At 76.5% G+C, this 21,707-nt stretch carries 5 protein-coding genes and 2 pseudogenes; all 7 read left to right on the forward strand.

Translation table 11 applies throughout. From position 1 onward, the window contains the following. Window positions 1-8: 8 nt before the first annotated feature. Window positions 9-10,283 (forward strand): type I polyketide synthase, encoded by a 10,275-nt coding sequence (locus ACFVVL_RS31000; protein WP_387681042.1) that lies wholly within the window; start codon window positions 9-11, stop codon window positions 10,281-10,283. 206 nt (window positions 10,284-10,489) lie between these two features. Further along, window positions 10,490-15,952, forward strand: a pseudogene (locus ACFVVL_RS31005) (type I polyketide synthase); the annotation flags it as partial. Window positions 15,953-16,019: 67 nt separating this feature from the next. After that, window positions 16,020-16,562 (forward strand): nuclear transport factor 2 family protein, encoded by a 543-nt coding sequence (locus ACFVVL_RS31010; RefSeq protein ID WP_380290221.1) that lies wholly within the window; start codon window positions 16,020-16,022, stop codon window positions 16,560-16,562. After that, window positions 16,559-17,734, forward strand: a complete 1,176-nt coding sequence (locus tag ACFVVL_RS31015) for a cytochrome P450 (protein WP_387681047.1) — start codon at window positions 16,559-16,561, stop codon at window positions 17,732-17,734. The genes ACFVVL_RS31010 and ACFVVL_RS31015 overlap by 4 nt, the downstream gene beginning before the upstream one ends. Window positions 17,735-17,772: 38 nt before the next feature. Next, the gene (locus ACFVVL_RS31020) at window positions 17,773-18,561 is read left to right on the forward strand and encodes a thioesterase II family protein (RefSeq protein ID WP_387681050.1); all 789 of its coding nucleotides are present in this window, start codon (window positions 17,773-17,775) and stop codon (window positions 18,559-18,561) included. A gap of 212 nt (window positions 18,562-18,773) precedes the next feature. Continuing rightward, window positions 18,774-20,384: a hypothetical protein gene (locus ACFVVL_RS31025; RefSeq protein WP_387681053.1), complete on the forward strand. Its 1,611-nt coding sequence runs from the start codon at window positions 18,774-18,776 to the stop codon at window positions 20,382-20,384. A gap of 241 nt (window positions 20,385-20,625) precedes the next feature. Further along, window positions 20,626-21,707, forward strand: a pseudogene (locus ACFVVL_RS31030) (hypothetical protein); the annotation flags it as partial.

Consider the following 21,707-nt stretch of genomic DNA (forward strand, 5'->3'; position numbering starts at 1 on the left):
GACCAACGATGGCGAACGAAGAGCAACTGCGCGACTACCTGCGGCGTGCGGCCAACGAGCTGCACGAGACCCGGACACTGCTGCGCGACGCCGAGGACCGGTGGCACGAGCCCGTGGCCATCGTCGGCATGCAGTGCCGCTACCCGGGCGGGGTCGGCTCGCCCGAGGAGCTGTGGGAGCTGGTGCGCACCGGCGGTGACGCCATCACCGGCATCCCCTCCGGGCGCGGCTGGGAGCACGCCGAGAGCGCGGCCGGCGGCGCCTACCGGGGCGGGTTCCTGGACGACGCGGCCGACTTCGACCCCGGCTTCTTCGGGATCTCGCCGCGCGAGGCGCTGGCGATGGACCCGCAGCAGCGCCTGCTGCTGGAGGCCTCCTGGGAGGCGGTCGAGCGGGCCGGGATCGACCCGACCTCGCTGCGCGGCAGCCGGACCGGCGTCTTCGTCGGGGTGATCGCGAGCGACTACCTGTCCCGGCTGCCCAGCGTCCCCAAGGAGGTCGAGGGCCACCTGCTGACCGGCAGCCTGACCAGCGTCGCCTCCGGCCGGATCGCCTACACCCTGGGCCTGGAGGGCGCGGCGGTGACCGTCGACACCGCCTGCTCCTCCTCGCTGGTCGCCCTGCACCTGGCCTGCCAGGCACTGCGGGCCGGCGAGTGCGACCTCGCGCTGGCCGGCGGCGCGACCGTCCTGGCGACCCCGGGCGCCTTCGACGAGTTCGCCCGCCAGCGCGGCCTGGCGGCGGACGGGCGGTGCAAGTCCTTCTCGGCGGGGGCCGACGGCACCGGCTGGAGCGAGGGCGTCGGCATGCTGCTGGTCGAGCGGCTCTCCGACGCGCGGCGCCACGGGCACTCCGTGCTCGCCGTGGTGCGGGGGTCGGCGGTCAACCAGGACGGCGCCTCCAACGGGCTGACCGCGCCCAACGACCTGGCGCAGGAGCGGGTGATCCGCCAGGCCCTCGCCGGCGCCCGGCTGAGCCCGGCGGACGTCGACGCGGTCGAGGCGCACGGCACCGGCACGGTGCTCGGCGACCCGATCGAGGCCCAGGCCCTGCTGGCCACCTACGGTCAGGACCGGCCGGCCGGCCGGCCGCTGCACCTCGGCTCGGTGAAGTCCAACCTCGGCCACACCCAGGCCGCCGCCGGCGTGGCCGGCGTGATCAAGACGGTGCTCGCGCTGCGGCACGGCCTGCTGCCGCGCACCCTGCACGCCGAGGAGCCCACGCCCGTGGTCGACTGGGCGACCGGGGCGGTCGAGCTGCTGACCGAGCCGGTGGCCTGGCCGGCGGGGGAGCGGGTGCGCCGGGCCGGCGTGTCCTCCTTCGGGGTGAGCGGCACCAACGCCCACGTGATCATCGAGGAGGAGCCGGCCGAGGACCGGGCGCCCGCCGAGCAGGAGGGCGCCGCGCCGGCGCCGGCCCCCGTGCCCTGGGTGGTCGGCGCGCGCACCGAGGCCGGCCTGCGCGCCCAGGCCGCCCGGCTGCGGGACTGGGCGCTCGCGCACCCCGGGGCCCGGCCGGCCGACGTGGCCTGGTCACTGGCCTCCGGCCGGGCCGTGCTGGAGCACCGGGCGGTCGTGGTCGGGACCGGGACCGCCGCACTGGCCGCGGAGCTGGGCAGGGTCGCGGACGGCGGCGGGGACGCGCCGCGGGGCGCCGTGCCGCGCCGCACCGGCCGCACCGCCGTCCTGTTCACCGGCCAGGGCACCCGGACCCGCGGCGCCGCGCGCGAGGCGTACGAGGCGTTCCCGGTCTTCGCCGCCGCGCTGGACGAGGTCTGCGCCGCCTTCGAGGGCGTGACGCCGTTCTCCGTCCGCGAGGTGCTGCTCGGCGAGCCCGACGGTCCGTCGGCGCCGGCCGAGGACACCGGCGTCGCCCAGCCGGCCCTGTTCGCCCACGAGGTGGCCCTCTACCGGCTGTGGACGGCGTGGGCGCCGGCGCCCGACTTCGTGGCCGGCCATTCGCTGGGCGAGATCGTCGCCGCGCACGTGGCCGGGGCGCTCACCCTGGAGGACGCCGTCACCCTGGTCGCCGCCCGCGCCCGGCTGATGGCCGCGCTGCCGGCCGGCGGTGCGATGCTCGCGGTCGGGGCGGGCGAGGCCGAGACCGCCGCCGTCCTGGCCCCGCTGGCCGGGGTCGGCCTGGCCGCCGTCAACGGGCCCGCGAGCGTGGTGGTCTCCGGTACCACCGAGGCCGTCGAGCAGGTCCGCGCCGTGTGCGCGGAACGCGGCTGGCGGCACACCCGGCTGCCGGTCTCGCACGCCTTCCACTCCGAACTGATGGACCCGGTGCTGACGAAGTTCGCCGCCGTCGTCGACGGTCTGCGCCCGCGCCGCGCGGGGATCCCGCTCGTCTCCACCGTCACCGGCGCGCTCGCCGCCCCCGAGCGGCTGCGCGAGCCGGCCCACTGGGTCGCCAACCTGCGGGGCACCGTCCGCTTCGCCGACGCGATCGGCGCGCTGCGGGCGGCCGGGGCGAGCGAGTTCGTCGAACTCGGTCCCGGGGCCGTGCTGACGCCGATGGCCACCGCCTGCCTCGCCGCCGAGGAGACCGACCGGACGGTCGCCGTCATCCCCACCGCCGACCGCGAGGGCCCCACCGCCCGGAGCGTCCTGACGGCGTTCGGCCGGGCCTTCGTGCGCGGCACGGCGGTGGACTGGGCGGGGCTCACCGCGGGCACCGACACCGACCCGGCCGCGCTCGGCCGCCGCCGGGTCGAGCTGCCCACCCAGGCCTTCGAGCGCCGCCGGTTCTGGCTGGACGCGGGCGTCGGGGTCACCGACGCGGCCGGCCTCGGGCAGGGCCCGGCGGACCACCCGCTGCTCGGCGCCGTGGTCGAACTCGCGGACGGGCACGGCTCGCTGTTCACCGGCCTGCTCTCGCTCGACAGCCACCCCTGGCTCGGCGACCACGTGGTGCTCGGCACCGTGCTGCTGCCGGGGACCGCCTTCCTGGAGCTCGCCCTGCACGCCGGCCGGCGGGCCGGCTGCGAACTCGTCGAGGAACTCTCCCTGGAGGCCCCGCTGGTCCTGCCCGAGCGCGGCGCCCTCCAGCTCCAGCTGTGGCTGGAGGCCCCGGACGCCGGGGGCCGGCGGGCCGTCGCGATCCACTCGCGGCCCGACACGGGCGACGCCGGCGAGCCGTGGACCCGCCACGCGGTCGGCACCCTGGCCCGCGCCGACGGCGCCGCCCCCGCCGAGCCGCCGGCCCGGCCGCCGGCCGAGGAGGGCGCCGTCCCGCTCGACGGCTTCTACGACTGGCTCGCCGACGCCGGCGTCGCCTACGGGCCGGCCTTCCTCGGCGTGCGCGCCGCCGCCCGCCACGGCGAGGACGTGTACGGGGAGATCGCGCTGCCCGAGGCCGTCGCCCACGACGCCGACCGCTTCGGCATCCACCCGGCGCTGATGGACGCCACCCAGCACCTGCTCGGCCTCGCGGCCTTCGCCGACCGCGCCGACCCCGGCGCCGGACCGGTCTCGCTGCCGTTCTCCTGGCGCGACGTGCGGCTGTTCGCCCCCGGCGCCGCGGCGGTGCGGGCACGACTGCGGCGCACCGGCCCGGAGACCGTCACCCTGACCCTCGCCGACGCCCAGGGCCGGCCGGTCGCCGAGATCGGCTCGCTGTCCGTGCGGCCGGTGTCCGCGGAGAAGCTGCGTGCCGCCGCCACCGCCCGTCAGGACCCGCTGTACGCCGTGCGCTGGACCGTGCTGCCCCACCCGGCGCAGCCCGCCGCCCCCGCCGCCGGCACCTGGGCGGTGGTCGGGGACGGCGACCTGGACCCCGCCCCGGACGCCTCCCGGCACACCGACCTGGCGGCCCTCGCCCGCGCCCTGGACGACGGCCTGCCCGCCCCGGCCGTGGTCGTGCTGCCCTGGCCCGCCGCCGGGGGCGCGGACCTGCCGCCGGCGCAGGCCGTGCACACCGCCGTCACCCGGGCCCTGGACACCGTCCAGACCTGGCTCGCCGACCCCCGCCTCACCGGCACCCGCCTGGCCGTGGTGACCCGCGGGGCGGTCTCGGTGGGAGCCGGCGACCCGGTGCGCGACCTCGCCGCCGCCGCCGTCGGCGGCCTGGTGCGCTCCGCCATGTCGGAGAACCCGGACCGGATCGTCCTGGTCGACCTCGACGACGACCCGGCCTCGGTGTCCGCCCTGGCCGCCGCCACCGCGACCGCCGCCGCGACCGGCGAACCCCAACTCGCCCTGCGCGCCGGCACCCTGTACGCCCCGCGGATCGCCCGCAGCGCCACCGCCGGGAGCACCGGGAGCACCGGGAGCACCGGGGCCGGGTCCGCCGAGGCCACCGGTCCCGCCTTCGACCCGGACGGCACCGTCCTCGTCACCGGCGGCACCGGCGCGCTCGGCGCCCTCGTCGCCCGGCACCTGGCCGAGGCCCACGGCGTCCGCCGGCTGCTGCTGACCAGCCGGCGCGGCCCGGCCGCCCCCGGCGCCGCCGACCTCGCCGCCGACCTCACCGCCCTGGGCGTCACCGTCGAGGTCGCGGCCTGCGACGCCGCCGACCGGCAGGCCCTGGCGGCCCTGCTCGCCGCCGTCCCCGCCGAGCACCCGCTGCGCGCCGTGGTGCACACCGCCGGCGCCGTGGACGACGGCGTGATCGCCGCCCTCACGCCCGAGCGCGTCACCCCCGTGCTGCGCCCCAAGGTGGACGCCGCCCTCCACCTGCACGAGCTCACCCGCGACCTCGACCTGACCGCCTTCGTGCTCTACTCCTCCGTCGCCGGCGTCATCGGCAGCCGCGGCCAGGCCAACTACGCGGCCGGCAACGCCTTCCTGGACGCCCTCGCCCAGCACCGGCGGGCGGCCGGCCTGCCCGGCGTCTCGCTGGCCTGGGGCCTGTGGGAGGAGGAGAGCGGCCTGATGCGGGAGGACTTCAGCACCACCGACCGCCACCGCATCGACCGCAGCGGCGTGCTGGCGCTCTCCGCCGAGCAGGGCCTCGCCCTGTTCGACGCCGCCCTCGCCCAGGACGAGGCCCTGCTCGCGCCCGTCCGGCTCGACCTGGCCGCGCTGCGCCGCTTCGACGAACTGCCGCTCATCCTCAGCGGACTCGTCCCGGCACGGCGCCGGGCCGGCGGCGAGGAGGCCCGCCGGCTCGCCCAGCGCCTGGCCGGCCGCCCCGAGGCCGAGCAGGTCCAGCTGCTCACCGACCTGACCCGCCGGCAGGCCGCCGTCGTCCTCGGACACGCCGGCCCCGAGACGGTCGGCGCCGACCGGGCCTTCACCGAGCTGGGCTTCGACTCGCTGACCGCGCTGGAGATGCGCAACCGCCTCAACACCGCGACCGGCCTGCGGCTCCCGGCGACCGTCCTGTTCGACTACCCCAGCGCCACCGCCCTCGCCCGGTTCCTGCGCACCGAACTGCTCAGCCTGCCCGAGTACGGCCGGGCCCCGGCCGCCGCCCCGGCGCGGGCGGTGGCGGACGAGCCGATCGCGATCGTCGCCATGAGCTGCCGCTTCCCCGGCGGCATCGCGAGCCCCGAGGACCTCTGGCGCGTCGTCGCCGACGGCGTGGACACCGTCTCGCCGCTGCCCACCGACCGGGGCTGGGACCTCGCCGGGCTGTACGACCCGGACCCGGACCGCTCCGGGCGCTTCTACACCCGCGAGGGCGCGTTCATGCGCGGCATCGACCGCTTCGACTCGGAGCTGTTCGGCATCTCGCCGCGCGAGGCCCTGGCCATGGACCCGCAGCAGCGGCTGCTGCTGGAGACCTCCTGGGAGGCCTTCGAACGGGCCGGCATCGACCCGCTCTCGCTGCGCGGCAGCAACACCTCCGTCTTCGCCGGGCTGATGTACTCGGACTACGCCGCCGGCCGGGTCCAGGACGTCGACGACGAGCTGGAGGCATACATCGGCAACGGCAACTCCTTCGGCGTCGCCTCCGGGCGCGTCGCCTACACCCTGGGCCTGGAGGGCGCGGCCGTCACCGTCGACTCGGCCTGCTCCTCCTCGCTGGTGTCGCTGCACTGGGCGAGCCACGCGCTGCGCACCGGGGAGTGCGACCTCGCGCTGGCCGGCGGGGTGACGATCATGTCGACCCCGAGCGTGTTCGTGGAGTTCGCCCGCCAGCGGGGGCTGGCCCCGAACGGCCGCTGCAAGTCCTTCGCGGCCGGTGCGGACGGCACCGCCTGGGGCGAGGGCATCGGCATGCTGCTGCTGGAGCGGCTCTCCGACGCCCGCCGCAACGGGCACCCCGTCCTCGCGGTGGTCCGCGGCTCGGCGGTCAACCAGGACGGCGCCTCCAACGGCCTCACCGCCCCCAACGGCCCCTCCCAGCAGCGGGTGATCCGCCAGGCGCTGGCCAACGCGCGGCTGACCACGGCCGACGTCGACGCGGTGGAGGCGCACGGCACCGGCACGGTGCTCGGCGACCCGATCGAGGCGCAGGCCCTGCTCGCCACCTACGGCCAGGACCGCCCCGAGGAGCAGCCGCTCTGGCTCGGCTCGGTGAAGTCCAACTTCGGCCACACCCAGGCCGCGGCGGGCGTGGCCGGGGTGATCAAGATGGTGATGGCGATGCGCCACGGCACGCTGCCGAAGACCCTGCACGTCGACGCGCCGACCCCGCACGTCGACTGGACGGCCGGCCGGGTCGAACTGCTCGCCGAGGGCCGCCCCTGGCCCGAGCTGGACCGCCCGCGCCGCGCGGCGGTGTCCTCGTTCGGGATCAGCGGCACCAACGCGCACGTCATCCTGGAGCAGGCGCCGGCCGCCGAGGCCCCTGCCGGTCCGTCCGCCGAGGCCCCTGCCGGGGAGCCCGCGGGCGTGGCCGGGGTGGTGCCCTGGGTGCTCTCGGCCCGCACCGAGGGCGCGCTGCGCGAGCAGGCCGAGCGGCTCGGGCAGTGGCTGACCGCCCGACCGGACGCCGGACTCGCCGACGCGGCCTGGTCGCTGGCCGCCGGGCGGGCCACCCTGGAGCGGCGTGCGGTGGTCTGGGGCCGTGACGGCGCCGAGATCGCCGGCGGTCTGCGGGCGGTGGCGGACGGAACGGCCTCCACCGCTCCGAACGCGGTCGCGGGGGGCGCGGGCGGCCCCGGCGCCGCCGTCACCGGCCCGGTGTTCGTGTTCCCGGGCCAGGGCTCGCAGTGGGTCGGAATGGCGGCCGAACTCCTCGACACCTCAGCGGTGTTCTCCGCCGCGGTGGAGGAGTGCGCGGGGGTGATGGATCCGCTGACGGACTGGTCGCTGCTGGAGGTGCTGCGCGACGGGTCGGGCGCCCTGCTGGAGCGGGTGGACGTGGTCCAGCCGGTGCTGTTCGCGGTGATGGTGGGTCTGGCCCGTTGGTGGGAGTCGTGCGGGGTGCGGCCGGCGGCCGTGATCGGACACTCGCAGGGTGAGATCGCCGCCGCCCACGTGGCCGGGCTGCTGTCCCTGGGGGACGCCGTCCGGGTGGTGGTGCTGCGCGCCCAGGCGCTGCGGAGGCTCTCCGGGACCGGCGGCGGGATGCTCTCGGTCGGCCTCCCGGCCGAGCGCGCCGCCGACATCGTCTCCCGGGACGAGCGGTTGTCGCTGGCGGCGGTGAACGGGCCGTCGAGCGTGGTGCTCTCCGGAGCCGTCGAGGCGCTGACCGCCGTGGCCGAGCGGTGCGAGCGCGAGGACGTCCGGGCCCGCTGGATCCCGGTCGACTACGCCTCGCACTCCGGGCACGTGGACCCGCTGCGCGACGACCTCCGGGCCCTGCTGGCGGACGTCGCCCCGCTGCCGGGCCGGGTGGCGATGTACTCGACCGTCACGGGTGAAGTGGTGGACGAGCCGGAGCGGTTGGCGGGTCCGTACTGGTACGACAACCTGCGCGGAACCGTCCGGTTGGACGCGGCGGTGCGCGCGGCCCTCGCGGAGGGGCACACCGTCTTCCTGGAGTGCAGCCCGCACCCCGGGCTCGTGGTGCCCCTGGAGGAGCTCATCGCCGAAGCCGCCACGCCCGGCACCGTGCTGCACACCCTGCGGCGCGGCGCGGGCGGTCCGCAGCAGTTGGTCGCCGCCCTGGCCGCCGCCTTCGCCCGCGGCGTGCCGGTGGACTGGGCCGGCCTGCTGCACCGGCCCGGCGTGCGCCGGACCGACCTGCCCACCTACGCCTTCCAGGGCCGCCGCTACTGGCTCGACCCGGACGGCGGCACCGCGCTGCCCGGGCGCGCCAAGCGCTCCGCCGCCCCGGGCGGCGACCCGGTCGACGCCACCCTGTGGGACACCGTCACCACCGCCGGCGCACCGGGCCTCGCCGCGCTGCTCGACGTCCCCGAGGACGCGCCGCTGCACGAGGTCCTGCCGGCCCTCGCCGCCTGGCGCACCCGCCGGCGGGCCGACACGGTGGCCCGCTCCTGGCGCTACACCGAGCGGTGGGAGCCGTGGGCGGACGCCCCCGCCGCGCCCGGCCGGCTCACCGGCCGCTGGCTGGTGCTGGCCCCGGCCGACGCGGAGTCACGCGCCACGGTGGCCGGCGCGCTCACCGCGGCCGGCGCCGAGGTGCTCGCCCCCGGAGCCGGCGCGGTGCCGGCCGGGCGCGCCGAGCTCGCCGCCTGGCTGCGGGAGACCGCGCCCGCCGGCGTCCTGCTGCTGCCCGACACCGGGCCTGCCCCCGTCGACCCGACCGACGCCCTGGACGGGCTGGCCACGCTGGTCCAGGCCCTCGGCGACGCGGGCCTCGACGCACCGCTCTGGTGCGCCACCCGGGGCGCGGCGTCCCCCCTCGGCGAACCCCCGGCCAGTACGACGGCCGCCGCGCTCTGGGGGCTCGGCCGCGTCGCCGGCCTCGAACACCCGGACCGCTGGGGCGGCCTGGTCGATCTGCCCGGGACCGTCGACGAGCGCTCCTGCGCGGCCCTGGCGGCCGTGCTCGGCGCGGGCTCGGCGGAGGACGAGGTCGCGATCCGCCCGCTCGGCACCTTCGTCCGGCGCCTCGCCCGGTTCCCGCACGCCGAGGGCGCCCCCCGCCGGGACACCCCCTGGCACCCCGGGCGGACCGCGCTGGTCACCGGTGGCACCGGTGCGCTCGGCGGGCACGTCGCCCGGTGGCTGGTCCGCGGCGGCGTGGAGCACCTCGTGCTGGCCGGCCGGCGCGGCGAGGCCGCACCGGGGGCCGCGGACCTGCGCGAGGAGCTGTCGGCGGCCGGCGCCGAGGTGGAGATCGCCGCCTGCGACGTCAGTGACCGGGAGGCCCTCGCCGCCCTGCTCGCCGGCCTGCGCGGCCGGGGACTTCGGGTGGACACCGTGGTCCACGCGGCGGGCGCCGAGGTCGGCGGGCCGCTCGACCGGATGACCCGTGCGTCCATCGCCGAGGCGGTCGCGGCCAAGGTCGGCGGCGCCCTCGCGCTGGACGAACTGCTGCGCGAGGACGAAGCCGGGACCTTCGTGCTCTTCACCTCGGGGGCCGGGGTGTGGGGCGGAGCAGGCCAGGGCGCCTACGCGGCGGCCAACGCCTGCCTCGACGCCCTCGCCGCCCGGCGCCGGGGCGAGGGCCGGGCCGCCACCGCCGTCGCCTGGGGCCGCTGGGCGGGCGGCGGGATGTCGGACGGCGAGGCCGTCTCGGCGGCGCTCGACCGGATCGGGGTGACGGCGATGGACCCGGAGCTCGCCCTCGAAGCGCTGCGCCAGGCCGTGGAGGAGGACCTGGAGCGGGTGACCGTCGCCGACCTCGACTGGCCGCGCTTCGCCGTCGGCTACACCGCCGCCCGCCCGCGTCCGCTGATCGCGGAGCTGGTCGCGGCCGCGACCCCGGAGCCGGCCGAGCCGGAGCCGGGCGGTGGCGCCCGGGCGCCCGAGCTGCTGCGCGAGCGTCTCGCCGGGCTGTCCGCCGACGACCGGAACGCCGAGTTCGTCACCCTGGTGCGCGCCGAGGTCGCGGCCCAGCTGGGGCACGCCGATCCGGCCGAGATCGAGCCCGAACGGCCGTTCCGTGACCTGGGGTTCGACTCGCTGGCCGCCGTCGGTCTGCGCAACCGGCTGGTCGCGGCCACCGGGCTGGAGCTGCCGACCACGCTGGTCTTCGACCACCCGACGGCGCAGGCGCTGGCCGACCACCTCGGCGCCGAGCTGTTCGACGACACCGGGCGGAACGTCTCGGCGCTCGACGAGCTGGACCGGCTGGAGGCCGGCCTGGCGGCGCTGTCCGGCGCCGCGGACCGGGACCGCGTCGCCGACCGGCTGACCGAGCTGGCGGAGCGGCTGCGCGGCGGGCAGCGCCCGGAGGCCGAGGCCGGGCGCGACCTGCACACCGCCACCGACGACGAGATGTTCGACATCCTCGGGGAGGAGTTCGGGATCTCCTGAGCAGCCGTTCACACCGGATTCTCGAACCGAACAGGGGTACACACATGTCCACCGAGGCCACCGTGGCCGGCGCGCCGCACCCGTCCAACGGGTCCACCGGGTCCACCGGCTCCAACGAGGAGAAGCTCCGCCACTTCCTGCGGATGACCGCCACGGACCTGCGCGAGACCAAACAGCGGCTGCGGGAGGCCGAACAGGCCGGCCGGGAGCCGATCGCGATCGTCGCGACCGGCTGCCGGCTGCCCGGCGGCGTCCGCTCCGCCGAGGACCTGTGGCACCTGGTGAGGGAGGGCACCGATGCGATCGGCGCCTTCCCGGCCGACCGGGGCTGGGCGACCGGGCCCGAGGGGGACGCCGCCGGCCCCACCACCCGGCAGGGCGGATTCGTCCACGAGGCCGCCGAGTTCGACGCGGACTTCTTCGGCATCTCGCCCTTCGAGGCGCTGGCGATGGACCCGCAGCAGCGCCTGCTGCTGGAGACCGCCTGGGAGACCGTGGAGCGCGCCGGCATCGACCCGCTCGCGCTGCGGCGCAGCCGGACCGGCGTCTTCGTCGGCGCCTCCGCGCTCGGCTACGGCGGTGGCCGACCGGACGCCGCCCCGGAGGTGGCGGGCCACCGGGTGACCGGCGGCTCGATGTCCGTGGTCTCGGGCCGGGTCTCGTACGTGCTCGGCCTGGAGGGCCCGGCGGTGACCCTGGACACCGCCTGCTCCTCGTCCCTGGTGGCCCTGCACACGGCGGCGCAGGCGCTGCGCGCGGGGGACTGCGACCTGGCGCTGGCCGGCGGCGTGACCGTGATGGCCCGGCCGACCGCCTTCGTGGAGTTCGCCCGGCAGAACGGTCTGGCGGCGGACGGGCGGTGCAAGCCGTTCGCGGCGGCGGCGGACGGGACCGGCTGGGGCGAGGGCGTGGGCCTGCTGCTGCTGGAACGGCTGTCGGACGCGGTGCGCAACGGGCATCCCGTCCTCGCGGTGGTGCGCGGCAGCGCGGTGAACCAGGACGGCGCGTCCAACGGGCTGTCCGCGCCGAACGGCCCCTCGCAGGAGCGGGTCATCCGCCAGGCCCTGGTGAACGCGGGGCTCTCCACGGACGAGGTGGACGTGGTGGAGGCGCACGGCACGGGCACGACGCTGGGCGACCCGATCGAGGCCCGGGCGTTGCTGGCCACCTACGGGCGCGAGCGGACCGGTGAACCGTTGTGGCTGGGGTCGGTGAAGTCGAACATCGGGCACACCCAGGCGGCGGCGGGTGTGGCGGGTGTGATCAAGATGGTGATGGCGATGCGGCACGGCGTGCTGCCGAAGTCGCTGCACGTGGATGCGCCGTCGCCGCACGTGGACTGGTCGTCGGGTGCGGTGGAGCTGCTGGCGGAGTCGGTGGAGTGGCCGGAGACGGGCCGGCCGCGCCGGGCCGGGGTCTCCTCGTTCGGCATCAGCGGCACCAACGCCCACGTGATCCTCGAACAGGCCCCGGAACCGGCGGAGCCGCTGCCGGAGCCGCCCGCCGGGCCCGGGGTGGGCGGACTCGTTCCGTGGGTGCTGTCGGCCCGGACCCCCGAGGCGCTGCGGGCCCAGGCCGCCCGGCTGCGCGACTGGGTCCGCGAGCACCCGCAGGCCGGGCCCGCCGATGTCGCCTGGTCCGCCGTCACCGGCCGGGCCCTGCTGGAGCACCGTGCCGTGCTGCTCGGCCGTGACCTCGCCGAGCTGACGGCCGGGCTGACGGCGCTCGCCGACGGCGTGCCCCGGCCGGCCGGGACCCCGGCCGTGGTGACCGGGGCGGTGCCGCGTGGCGCGGGGGCGGTCGGCAAGCACGCCGTGGTCTTCACGGGTCAGGGGGTGCGGTGTGCGGGTGCGGGGCGTGAGTTGTATGCGGCGTTCCCGGTGTTCGCGGCGGCGGTGGACGAGGTGTGCGGGGCGTTCGAGGGGGTGGTGCCGTTCTCGGTGCGGGAGGTGTTGTTGGGGGAGCCGGGGGAGGGCGCGGAGGGTACGGGTGTGGTGCAGCCGGTGTTGTTCGCGTTCGAGGTGGCGTTGTACCGGTTGTGGCGTTCGTGGGTTGCGGTGCCGGAGGTGGTGCTGGGGCATTCGCTGGGTGGGATCGTGGCGGCGTATGTGGCGGGGGTGTTCTCGTTGGAGGGTGCGGTCGCTCTGGTGGCGGCGCGGGCCCGGTTGATGGGTGAACTGCCGTCGGGCGGGGCGATGCTGGCGGTGGGTGCGAGCGAGGCGCAGGTGGTGGCGCTGCTCGCGGAGCGTGCGGTGGGGGTGGTGGGGATCGCGGCGGTGAACGGTCCGGCGTCGGTGGTGGTCTCGGGCGAGGCCGAGGCCGTCGACAAGGTGCGGGTGCTGTGCGGGGAGCGGGGGTGGCGCTCCTCGCGGCTGGCGGTGTCGCATGCGTTCCATTCGGTGCTGATGGAACCGGTGCTGGCGGAGCTGCGGGAGGTGGTGGCGGGCATCAGCTTGTCGGAGCCGTCGATCCTGTTCGCGTCGGATGTGACGGGCCGGGTGGCGACGGTGGGGGAGGTGGGTGATCCGGAGTACTGGGTGCGGCAGGTGTGTGAGCCGGTGCGGTTCGCGGACGCGGTGGCCGCGGCCCGGGCCGAGGGGACCTCGGTGTTCGTGGAGCTGGGCCCCGAAGCAGCGCTCACGCCGATGGTCGCGGAGTGCACGGCCGGGACCGACACCACCACCGTCCCCGCCCAGCGCCGCGGGCGCGACCCGAGGGAGACCCTGGCGGCGGGACTCGCCACCGCCTTCGTCCGCGGCACCCCGGTCGACTGGGCCCCGGCCGTGACCGGCGCCCGCCGGGTGGACCTGCCGACCTACCCCTTCCAGGGCCGCCCCTACTGGCTCGCCCCCGAGCCGCCCGCCGCGGACCCGGCCCCGCAGCCCGCCGCCGAGCCCGCGGACGGCGGATTCTGGGAGGCCGTGGAGCAGTCCGACGTCGACCGGATCACCGCGCTGCTGGACGTCCCCGCGGACGCGCCGCTGGGCGACCTCCTTCCCGCGCTCTCGGCCTGGCGCACCGAGGACCGCACCGCGCGGACCGCCCGGTCCTGGCGCCACGAGCTGCGCTGGGAGCCGTGGACGCCCGCCGCCCCCGACGCCGCGCCCACCGGGCGCTGGCTCCTCGTCCACCCCGCCCCCGCCGGCGAGCTCGCCGCCGCGGTGGGGGAGGCGCTGACCACCGGCGGCGCCCGGGTCCTGCGCCGCGAGCTCGACGCCGGGGCCGCCGACCGGGCCGAACTCGCCGCCTGGCTCCGCGAGTCGGCCGGGGAGCCGGGCCTCGCCGGGGTCGTCTCGCTGCTCGGGGCGGCGCCCGCCGGGGAGGACGACGGCGCAGCGGGCCTGCTCCGCGCCGTGACGGCCACCGCCACCCTGGTCCAGGCGCTGGCGGACGCGGACGTCGCCGCCCCGCTCTGGTGCCTGACGGCCGGCGCCGTCTCGGTCCTGGGCGAGGACGTGTCCTCCGCGACGGGCGCCGGGATCTGGGGCCTGGGCGGCGTCATCGGCCTCGAACACCCGCGCAGCTGGGGCGGGTTGGCCGACCTTCCGGCCACCCCCGACGAGCGCTCCCTGACCACCCTGCTCGGCGTCCTGGCCGACGCCGGGGGAGAGGACCAGTTCGCGATCCGTCCGCTCGGCACCTTCGGCCGCCGCCTGTCCCGCCCCGCCGGCCCGGACGGCCCCGCTCACCCCGACCGCCGCTGGCGGACCGGCGGCACCGCACTGATCACCGGCGGCACCGGGGCCCTGGGCGGGCACGCGGCCCGCTGGCTCGCCGCCCGCGGGGCCGAGCGGGTGCTGGTGCTGGGCCGCCGGGGCCCCGACACCCCCGGCCTCGACGAGCTGCGGGCCGACCTCGCGGCCGGCGGCGCCGACCTGGTGCCGATCGCCTGCGACCTCACCGCCCCGGACGCCGCCGACCGGCTCCGCGAGGCCCTGGGCGAGGAACTCCCGCGGATCCGCACCGTGCTGCACGCCGCCGGTGTCGCCGGCCCGGCCCGGCTGCTCGACACCGACCCGGCCGCGATCGCCGCCACCGTCACCGCCAAGGCCGCCGGGGCGCTGGCGCTGGACGACCTGTTCGCCACGGCCCGGCTCGACGCCTTCGTGCTGTTCTCCTCCGGTGCCGGCGTCTGGGGCGGGGCCGCGCAGGGCGCCTACGCGGCCGCCAACGCCCACCTGGACGCCCTCGCCCGGCGCCGTCGCCAGCGCGGGGTCACCGCCACCGCCGTCGCCTGGGGACCCTGGGCCGCCGGCGGCATGGCCGACGGCGAGGCCGGCCGCCACCTCGGCCGGCTCGGGGTGCGGCCGATGGACCCGGCCACCGCCCTGACGGCCCTCGGCCAGGCGCTGGACGAGGACCTGACCTGCGTGACGGTCGCCGACGTGGACTGGACCCGGCTCGCCCACAGCTACGCCGCCGCCCGCCCCCGGCCACTGATCGCCGACCTCGTGGCGGTCGCCGCGGAGCGCCCGGCGGGCCCGGCGCCCGAAGCCGGGCCGCACCCGCTCCGGGACCGTTCCGCCGAGCGCTCCCCGGCCCGGCTCGCCGCCGAACTGCTCGACCTGGTCCGCACCGAGACGGCCGCCCAGCTCGGTCACACCGACGCCGGCGCCGTCGACCCGGACCAGCCCTTCCGCGGGATGGGCTTCGACTCGCTGGCCACCGTCGGGCTCGCCCGGCGGCTCGGCGAGGCCACCGGCCTCGACCTCCCCAGCACCCTGGTCTACGACCACGCCGACCCGGCGGCGCTCGCCGCGCACCTGGCCCGCGTCCTGGAGGACGGGAGCGCCGCCCGCCACGTGCCGCGGCCGGGCACCGAGGAGTCCAACGAACTGCTCGGCTCCGTCTACCGCGAGCTCGCCCTGCGCGGGCAGATGGACGACGCGGAGGCGCTGCTGGTCGGAGCGTCCGGCCTGCGCGAGGTCAGCGCCGACCTCGCGCACCTGGCCGCCCTGTCCGGCCACGTGCGGATGTCGCAGGGCGGCGAGCACCCGCGGCTGATCTGCTTCCCGCCGTTCGCCCCGGTCGACGGCACCATCCAGTTCGGCCGGCTGGCCTCCGCCTTCGACGGGTTCTGCGGCACCGCCGTGCTGACCGTCCCCGGCTTCCGCACCGGCGAGCCGCTCGCCGCCTCCCGCGACGTCCTGCTGGACCTGCTCGCCGACGCGACCCTGCGCTGCGCCGAGGGCGAGCCGTTCGTCCTGCTCGGCTACTCCTCCAGCGGCTGGCTCGCCCACGGCGTCAGCAGCCGGCTCCGGGCGGCCGGCACCGCGCCGGCCGGCCAGGTGCTGCTGGACACCTACCTGCCGGCCACCATGTCGCGCCGCATGCGCAAGGCGATGAACTACGAGGTGATCGTGCGCCGCCAGGCGTTCACCGCGCTCGGCTACACCGGACTCACCGCGATCGGCAGCTACCGCCGGATGTTCCGCGGCTGGGAGCCCGAGCCGGCCGCCGTGCCGACGCTGTTCGTCCGGCCGTCGCGCTGCGTCCCGGGCTCACCGGAGGAACCGATGACCGGCGAGGACTGGCGCTCCTCCTGGCCCCACGACCACACCGCCGTGGAGGTCGAGGGCGACCACTGCACCATGATCGGCGAACACGCGGACCAGACCGGCGCCGCGGTGCGCACCTGGATCGAAGGGCTGGTCCGGGCCACCCCGTGACCCCGCCCGCGCCCCCGCACGACCGCATGACCGTACGACCGCACCATCGACGAAAGGACCATCACCCATGCCCCGGACCACGCCCGCGACGCCCGCCCCGCTGCTTCCGGCCCCCGGCTCGACCGGCCACCTCGACGCGGCCTTCCTCGCCGACCGGGCCGCCATCCAGGACGTCGTCGCCGCCTACAGCCTGTACTACGACTCCGGCGACTTCGACGCGCTCGGCGACCTCTTCACCGAGGACGCCAGCTTCACCTTCACCCCGGCCCCCGAGGGCTTCCCGCCGTCGGTGACCACCCGCGAGCGGATCGTCTTCGCGATGGCCGCGCTGTACCGCCACCACACCGAGAAGCGCGGCGCCCACCAGCGCCACCTCACCGGCAACACCGTCGTCGTCCGCCTGGACGGGAACACCGCCGAGGCGCGCTCGCTGCTCTCCGTCACCTTCGCCCTCGACGACGGCAGCCACGAGATCGGCCGCAGCGGCTCGTACGTCGACCTGCTGGAGAAGGACGGCGGCCGCTGGCGCATCGCGAGCCGGCACCTGTGGCTGCGGGACCTGCCCCGGATCACCGCCACCACCCCGGACGGACCGGAGGGACAGGCATGATCCCCGTCCTGGACCTCGTCCAGATCTCCTCCCTGCCCGACGCGGAACGCGAGCTCGGGCAGCTGGCCCGCCGGCACCCGGTGGTCCGCACCCGCCAGGCCGACGGCACCGAGGCGTGGACCGTCCTCGGCGCCGAGCCCTCCCGGCGGCTGCTCGGCGACCCCCGGCTCTCCAGCGACCTCCACCGGCACGCGCCGCAGGCCGCGCAGATCCCGGACAGCCCGATCGTCCTCTTCGAGCAGGACAATCCGGAGCACGCGCGCTACCGCCGGCTGGTCAGCGCCGCCTTCGCCTCCCGCGCGGTGCGCTCGCTGGAACCCCGACTCGTCGAGATCGCCCGCGGCCTGCTGGACGGCCTGCCCGCCGAGGGCGAGGCCGACTTCGTGGCCGCCTTCGCCAACCCCTTCCCGCTGGAGGTGATCTGCGAGCTGCTCGGCGTGCCGCGGGAGGACCGCGAGGTGTTCCACACCCGGGTGAAGAACATGGACTCGCCCTCGGCACCGGTCCGCCAGGCCGCGACGGACGCCTTCGCCGCCTACTGCACCAACCTGGTCGAGGCCAAGCGCCGGCAGCCGACCGAGGACCTGCTGAGCGAGCTCGTCGGCGCCCGGCTGGACGACGGCCAGGCGCTCACCCGGGAGGAACTCGTCGGCTTCTGCTCCGTCCTGCTGTTCGCCGGACACGTCACCACCGCCTATGTCATCGCCAGCGCGGTGCTCGAACTCCTCAACCACCCCGACCAGTTGGCAGCGCTGCGGGTGGACCCGGAACTCGTGACGAGCGCCGGCGAGGAGGCGCTGCGCTACCGGGGCTCCCTGCTGTCGACCACCAACCGGGTCGCGCTCGACGACATCGAGATCGAGGGCGTGGTCGTCCGCAAGGGCGAGCTGGTCCGCTTCCTGCCGTCGGCCGCCAACCGGGACCCGGCCGTCCGCGCCGACCCGCACGCCTTCGACCTGCTGCGCCCGACCACCGGGCACCTCGCCTTCGGCCACGGCCCGCACTTCTGCCTCGGCCACCAGCTGGCCAGGCAGGAGATCAGGGTCGCGCTGACCGAGACCCTGGCCCGCTTCCCGGTGCTGGAACTCGCCGTCCCGCCCGGCCGGTTGACCTGGCGTCCCTCGGACTTCCTGCGCGGGCTCGCCGAGCTGCCGCTGCGCTTCGCCCGCTGACCGGCCGTACCGGCCCCCACGAGAAACGGATTCCCCCGATGTCCGACCCCGAGCTCCAGGAGCTGAGCGGGCGCTGGCTCCGGCAGTACCGCCCGGCCCCCGACGCCGCCGTCACCCTGGTCGCCTTCCCGCACGCCGGCGGCTCCGCCAGCTACTTCCAGCCGCTGTCCGCCGCGCTCGGGCCGCAGACGGAGGTGCTCTGCCTGCAGTACCCGGGCCGCCAGGACCGCCGCCACGAACCCTGCCTGGACACCGTCGAGGCGTTCGTCGACGCCATCTGCACGGTGCTGGGCCCCCGCACCGGCCGTCCCCTGGTGTTCTTCGGGCACAGCATGGGCGCTGTCCTCGGCTACGAGACGGCCCGCCGGCTGGAGGCCGAGCGCGCCGTCGACCTGCTCGGCCTGATCGTCTCGGGCCGCCGCTCGCCGACCACCACGCGGCACGAGACGGTGCACCTGCGCGACGACGCCGGTGTCATCGCCGAGGTCCAGCGCTTGAACGGCACCGACAGCGCCCTCCTGGAGGACGAGGACATCCGGCGGATGATCCTGCCGTGTCTGCGCGCCGACTACACGGCGGTCGAGACGTACGCCCACCGCGCCGGCCCGCCGCTGCGCTCGCCGATCACCGTCCTGACCGGCGACGCCGATCCCCAGGTGACCCGGCAGGAGGCGGAGCGGTGGTCGGAGGTCACCTCCGGCGGCTTCCGCCTCCACTCCTTCCCCGGCGGCCACTTCTACCTCAACTCCCAACAGGGCCCCGTGACCAGGGCGCTCACCGACTCCCTCACCGCCTTCCGCACCGCCGCGGCCTCCCCGCGGCCCTGACCCGTCGGCCGCCCGCGCCCCGGCACCCCGCCGGGGCCCGCGCGGTACCGCCGGAGGGGCACGGGCGGTGCCGCCGGACCCCTGTGACGTGGTTCCGGTCAGGAGGGGAGCGATTCGGGACAGAGCCCGGGGATCCGGGGAGGCGAAGGGCGGGGGGCTGCCTACTGTCGACTGCCCGGATCGTGTGCGCCGCCGAGTAGGGAGAACTCACCGTGCCGTCGTTGCTCCACTACGAGATCCTCACGGATCCGACCTCGCTCCAAGTCTCCCGTCCCGGAGCGCCGTCGGTGGGGACGGTGTACCTGATCGTCTCCAACCCGCACCTGGCCGACGTGACGTGGAAGCACATCGATGTGCTGATCCCGGTCGGCACCGGCAGCGGCCACCTGACGGACAGCACCACCGCGATCATCGCGAGCATCCCCACCAGGAGCTACCAGCCGCTGCCCGGCGAGGACGCCCCGACCTTCACCCTGCACCCGCTGGGCGGGGGCCGCTACCGGGCCGCGGCCCCCTCGGGACGAGAGATGACGATGCCGGGACAGGGGCACCTGGTCCTGCAGCTGGAGAACATCCAGGTCTCCGACCGGGCGGGCCTGGCCGTCGTGTCGATCCACGAGATCGCCCACGACGGCGACCTCGGTGCGCAGCCGTCCAGCGTGCCGGGGGTCTACTACGGCACCACGCTCGGACTGGTGAAGCAGGCGCCGCGGGTCCCGCAGAACCTCCGGGCGGACCTGTCCCTGGTGGGGACGGGTCAGAACGTCGTCCTGCGCTGGGAGGGGCCGGACAGCCTCCGGTACTGGATCCGCTATCCGGACGGGGCCCTGGAGGACGTCGCGCCGCCGGTGCGCTCCGCGCCGACACCGTACGGTCCGTACCAGCACACGCCCGGCCGCCCCCTGACGCGCGGCACCACCTACACCCTGGTGGCCGGGACCGTGGACGCAGCCGGGCAGCGGCAGGAGGGGTACCTCCTCACCACCACCGTCCACGCGTTCGTCCCCGAGTTCGCCGGCGGGGTGCGCGCCCCGTGGATCGAGGGCACGACGGACCGGGGCCGGGTCACCTTCACCGGGGACGGCGTGAGGGTCGACGACCGCGCGGGTTCCCCGGGGACGGTCGAGGCCGGGACCGCCGATGTCCACCACGACGTGAGGACCACGACGGTCAGGGGACGCGGCGCGGACTCCGGCTGGATCGACTTCCCGGCGAACGGCATCCGCGTCTACCAGGGTGCGGGTGACCACGTGTGGGGAACTGTCGCCGCCGGCGAGGTGGACGTGAACGACCTGCGGACCCGCCGGGCGAGGGTGGCCGAACGCCTCACCGTCGAAGGCTCGCTGACGGTCGATCACGTGCTGGACACGCAGGACGGACCGCCCCGGCTGGTCGTCCACGGCCGGCTGGAGGCCGAGGGGAACGCCGTGGTCGGCGGTGACCTCTCCGTCAAGGGCAGGGCGGCGGCCGAGAGCGTGACGACCGGGTCGGTCCAGGGCCGCGACGACAACGGCGGCCGGATCGAATTCTCGCGGACCGGGGTGAACGTCTACAAGGAAGGGAAGAAGCGGGGGACCGTCACGGCGGGCAAGGCCGACCTGAGCGAGTTGGTCACCGGCGGCGACGCCACCGTCAAGGGGACGATCTGGGGCAACTTCCTGTTCGTCAAGGGCCAGAGCACGTTCGAGAAATGGGCGGAATTCAGGGACGGCATCGGCGTCACGCACGGAAACTTCAGCCTGGGCACCAACGTCTCGTACGGCGGCGTGTACATCCGTGGCGACATCAGCGCCTCCGGGCAGTTCCACGGGAACCGCACGTAGAAGGGGCGGTTCCGGGGGAGGGGCGCCGGAGCAGTCCGGTGCCCCTCCGAGGGCACCCCGCCCGGGTGCACGAGCAGGGCGTCCGCCATGGCCCGGCCCCGGCGGGTTCCCGTGGTGCGGTTCCGGTCAGGAGGGGAGCGATTCGGGACAGAGCCCGGGGATCGGGGGATTCGAAGGGTGAGGGGCTGCCTACTGTCGACTGCCCGGATCGTGTGCACCGCCGAGCTAGGGAGAACGCGCCGTGCCGTCCTTGCTCCACTACGAGATCCTCACGGATCCGACCTCGCTTCAAGCCTCGCGTCCCGGAGCGCCGTCGGTGGGGACGGTGTACCTGGTCGTCTCCAACCCGCACCTGTCCGACGTGACGTGGCGGCACATCGATGTCCTGATCCCGGTCGGCACCGGCAGCGGTGACCTGACGGACGACGGCGCGGCGATCACCGCGACCATCGCCACCAGGAGCTACCAGCCGCCGGTCGGCGAGGAGGTCCCGGACTTCACGCCGTACCCGGGGAGCGTGGGCCGCTTCCGGGCCGCGGCCCCCTCGGGGCGGGAGGTGACGCTGCCGGGACAGGGGCACCTGATCCTGAAGCTGGAGAACATCCGGGTCTCCGGTCAGGCCGGTCCGGCCGTCGTGTCGATCCACGAGATCGCCCGCGGCGGCGACCTCGGTGCGCCGAGGTACAAGGCGGGCCTCTACTACGGCACCACGCTCGCACTGGTGAAGCAGGCGCCGCAGGTCCCGCAGAACCTCCGGGCGGACCTGTCCCTGGTGGGCGCGGGCCAGAACGTCGTCCTGCGCTGGGACGGACCGGACAGCCTCCGGTACTGGATCCGCTATCCGGACGGAGCCCTGGAGGACGTCGCGCCGCCGGTGCGTACTGCGCCGACGCCGTACGGGCCGCACGAGCACACGCCCGGCCGCCCCCTGACACGCGGCACCACCTACACCCTGGTGGCCGGGACCGCCGACGGCACCGGACAGGTGCAGGAGGGGTACTTCCTCACCACCACCGTCCACGCGACCGTCCCCGAGTTCGCCGACGGGGTGCGGGCGCCGTGGGTGGAGGGGACGACGGATCGGGGTCGGGTGACGTTCACGTCGCAGGGTGCCCGGGTCGACAACGACGCGCATGCGCCGGGGACGGTGGCGGCGGCCGAGGTGGACGTGGAGAGCGTGGTCGCCACGGGCGGGGTGCGGGCGCCGTGGGTGGAGGGGACGGCGGACCGGGGTCGGGTGACGTTCACGTCGCAGGGTGCCCGGGTCGACAACGACGCGCATGCGCCGGGGACGGTGGCGGCGGCCGAGGTGGACGTGGAGAG

This window comes from Kitasatospora sp. NPDC058115 (genome assembly GCF_042884635.1).
In the GTDB taxonomy this organism is placed as follows: domain Bacteria; phylum Actinomycetota; class Actinomycetes; order Streptomycetales; family Streptomycetaceae; genus Kitasatospora.

Bases quoted from the DNA above. Each gene is read 5' to 3' on its own strand.
- ACFVVL_RS31015 (WP_387681047.1), top strand. From the start codon at position 16,559: ATGATCCCCGTCCTGGACCTCGTCCAGATCTCCTCCCTGCCCGACGCG.
- ACFVVL_RS31010 (WP_380290221.1), top strand. From the start codon at position 16,020: ATGCCCCGGACCACGCCCGCGACGCCCGCCCCGCTGCTTCCGGCCCCC.
- ACFVVL_RS31020 (WP_387681050.1), top strand. From the start codon at position 17,773: ATGTCCGACCCCGAGCTCCAGGAGCTGAGCGGGCGCTGGCTCCGGCAG.
- ACFVVL_RS31000 (WP_387681042.1), top strand. From the start codon at position 9: ATGGCGAACGAAGAGCAACTGCGCGACTACCTGCGGCGTGCGGCCAAC.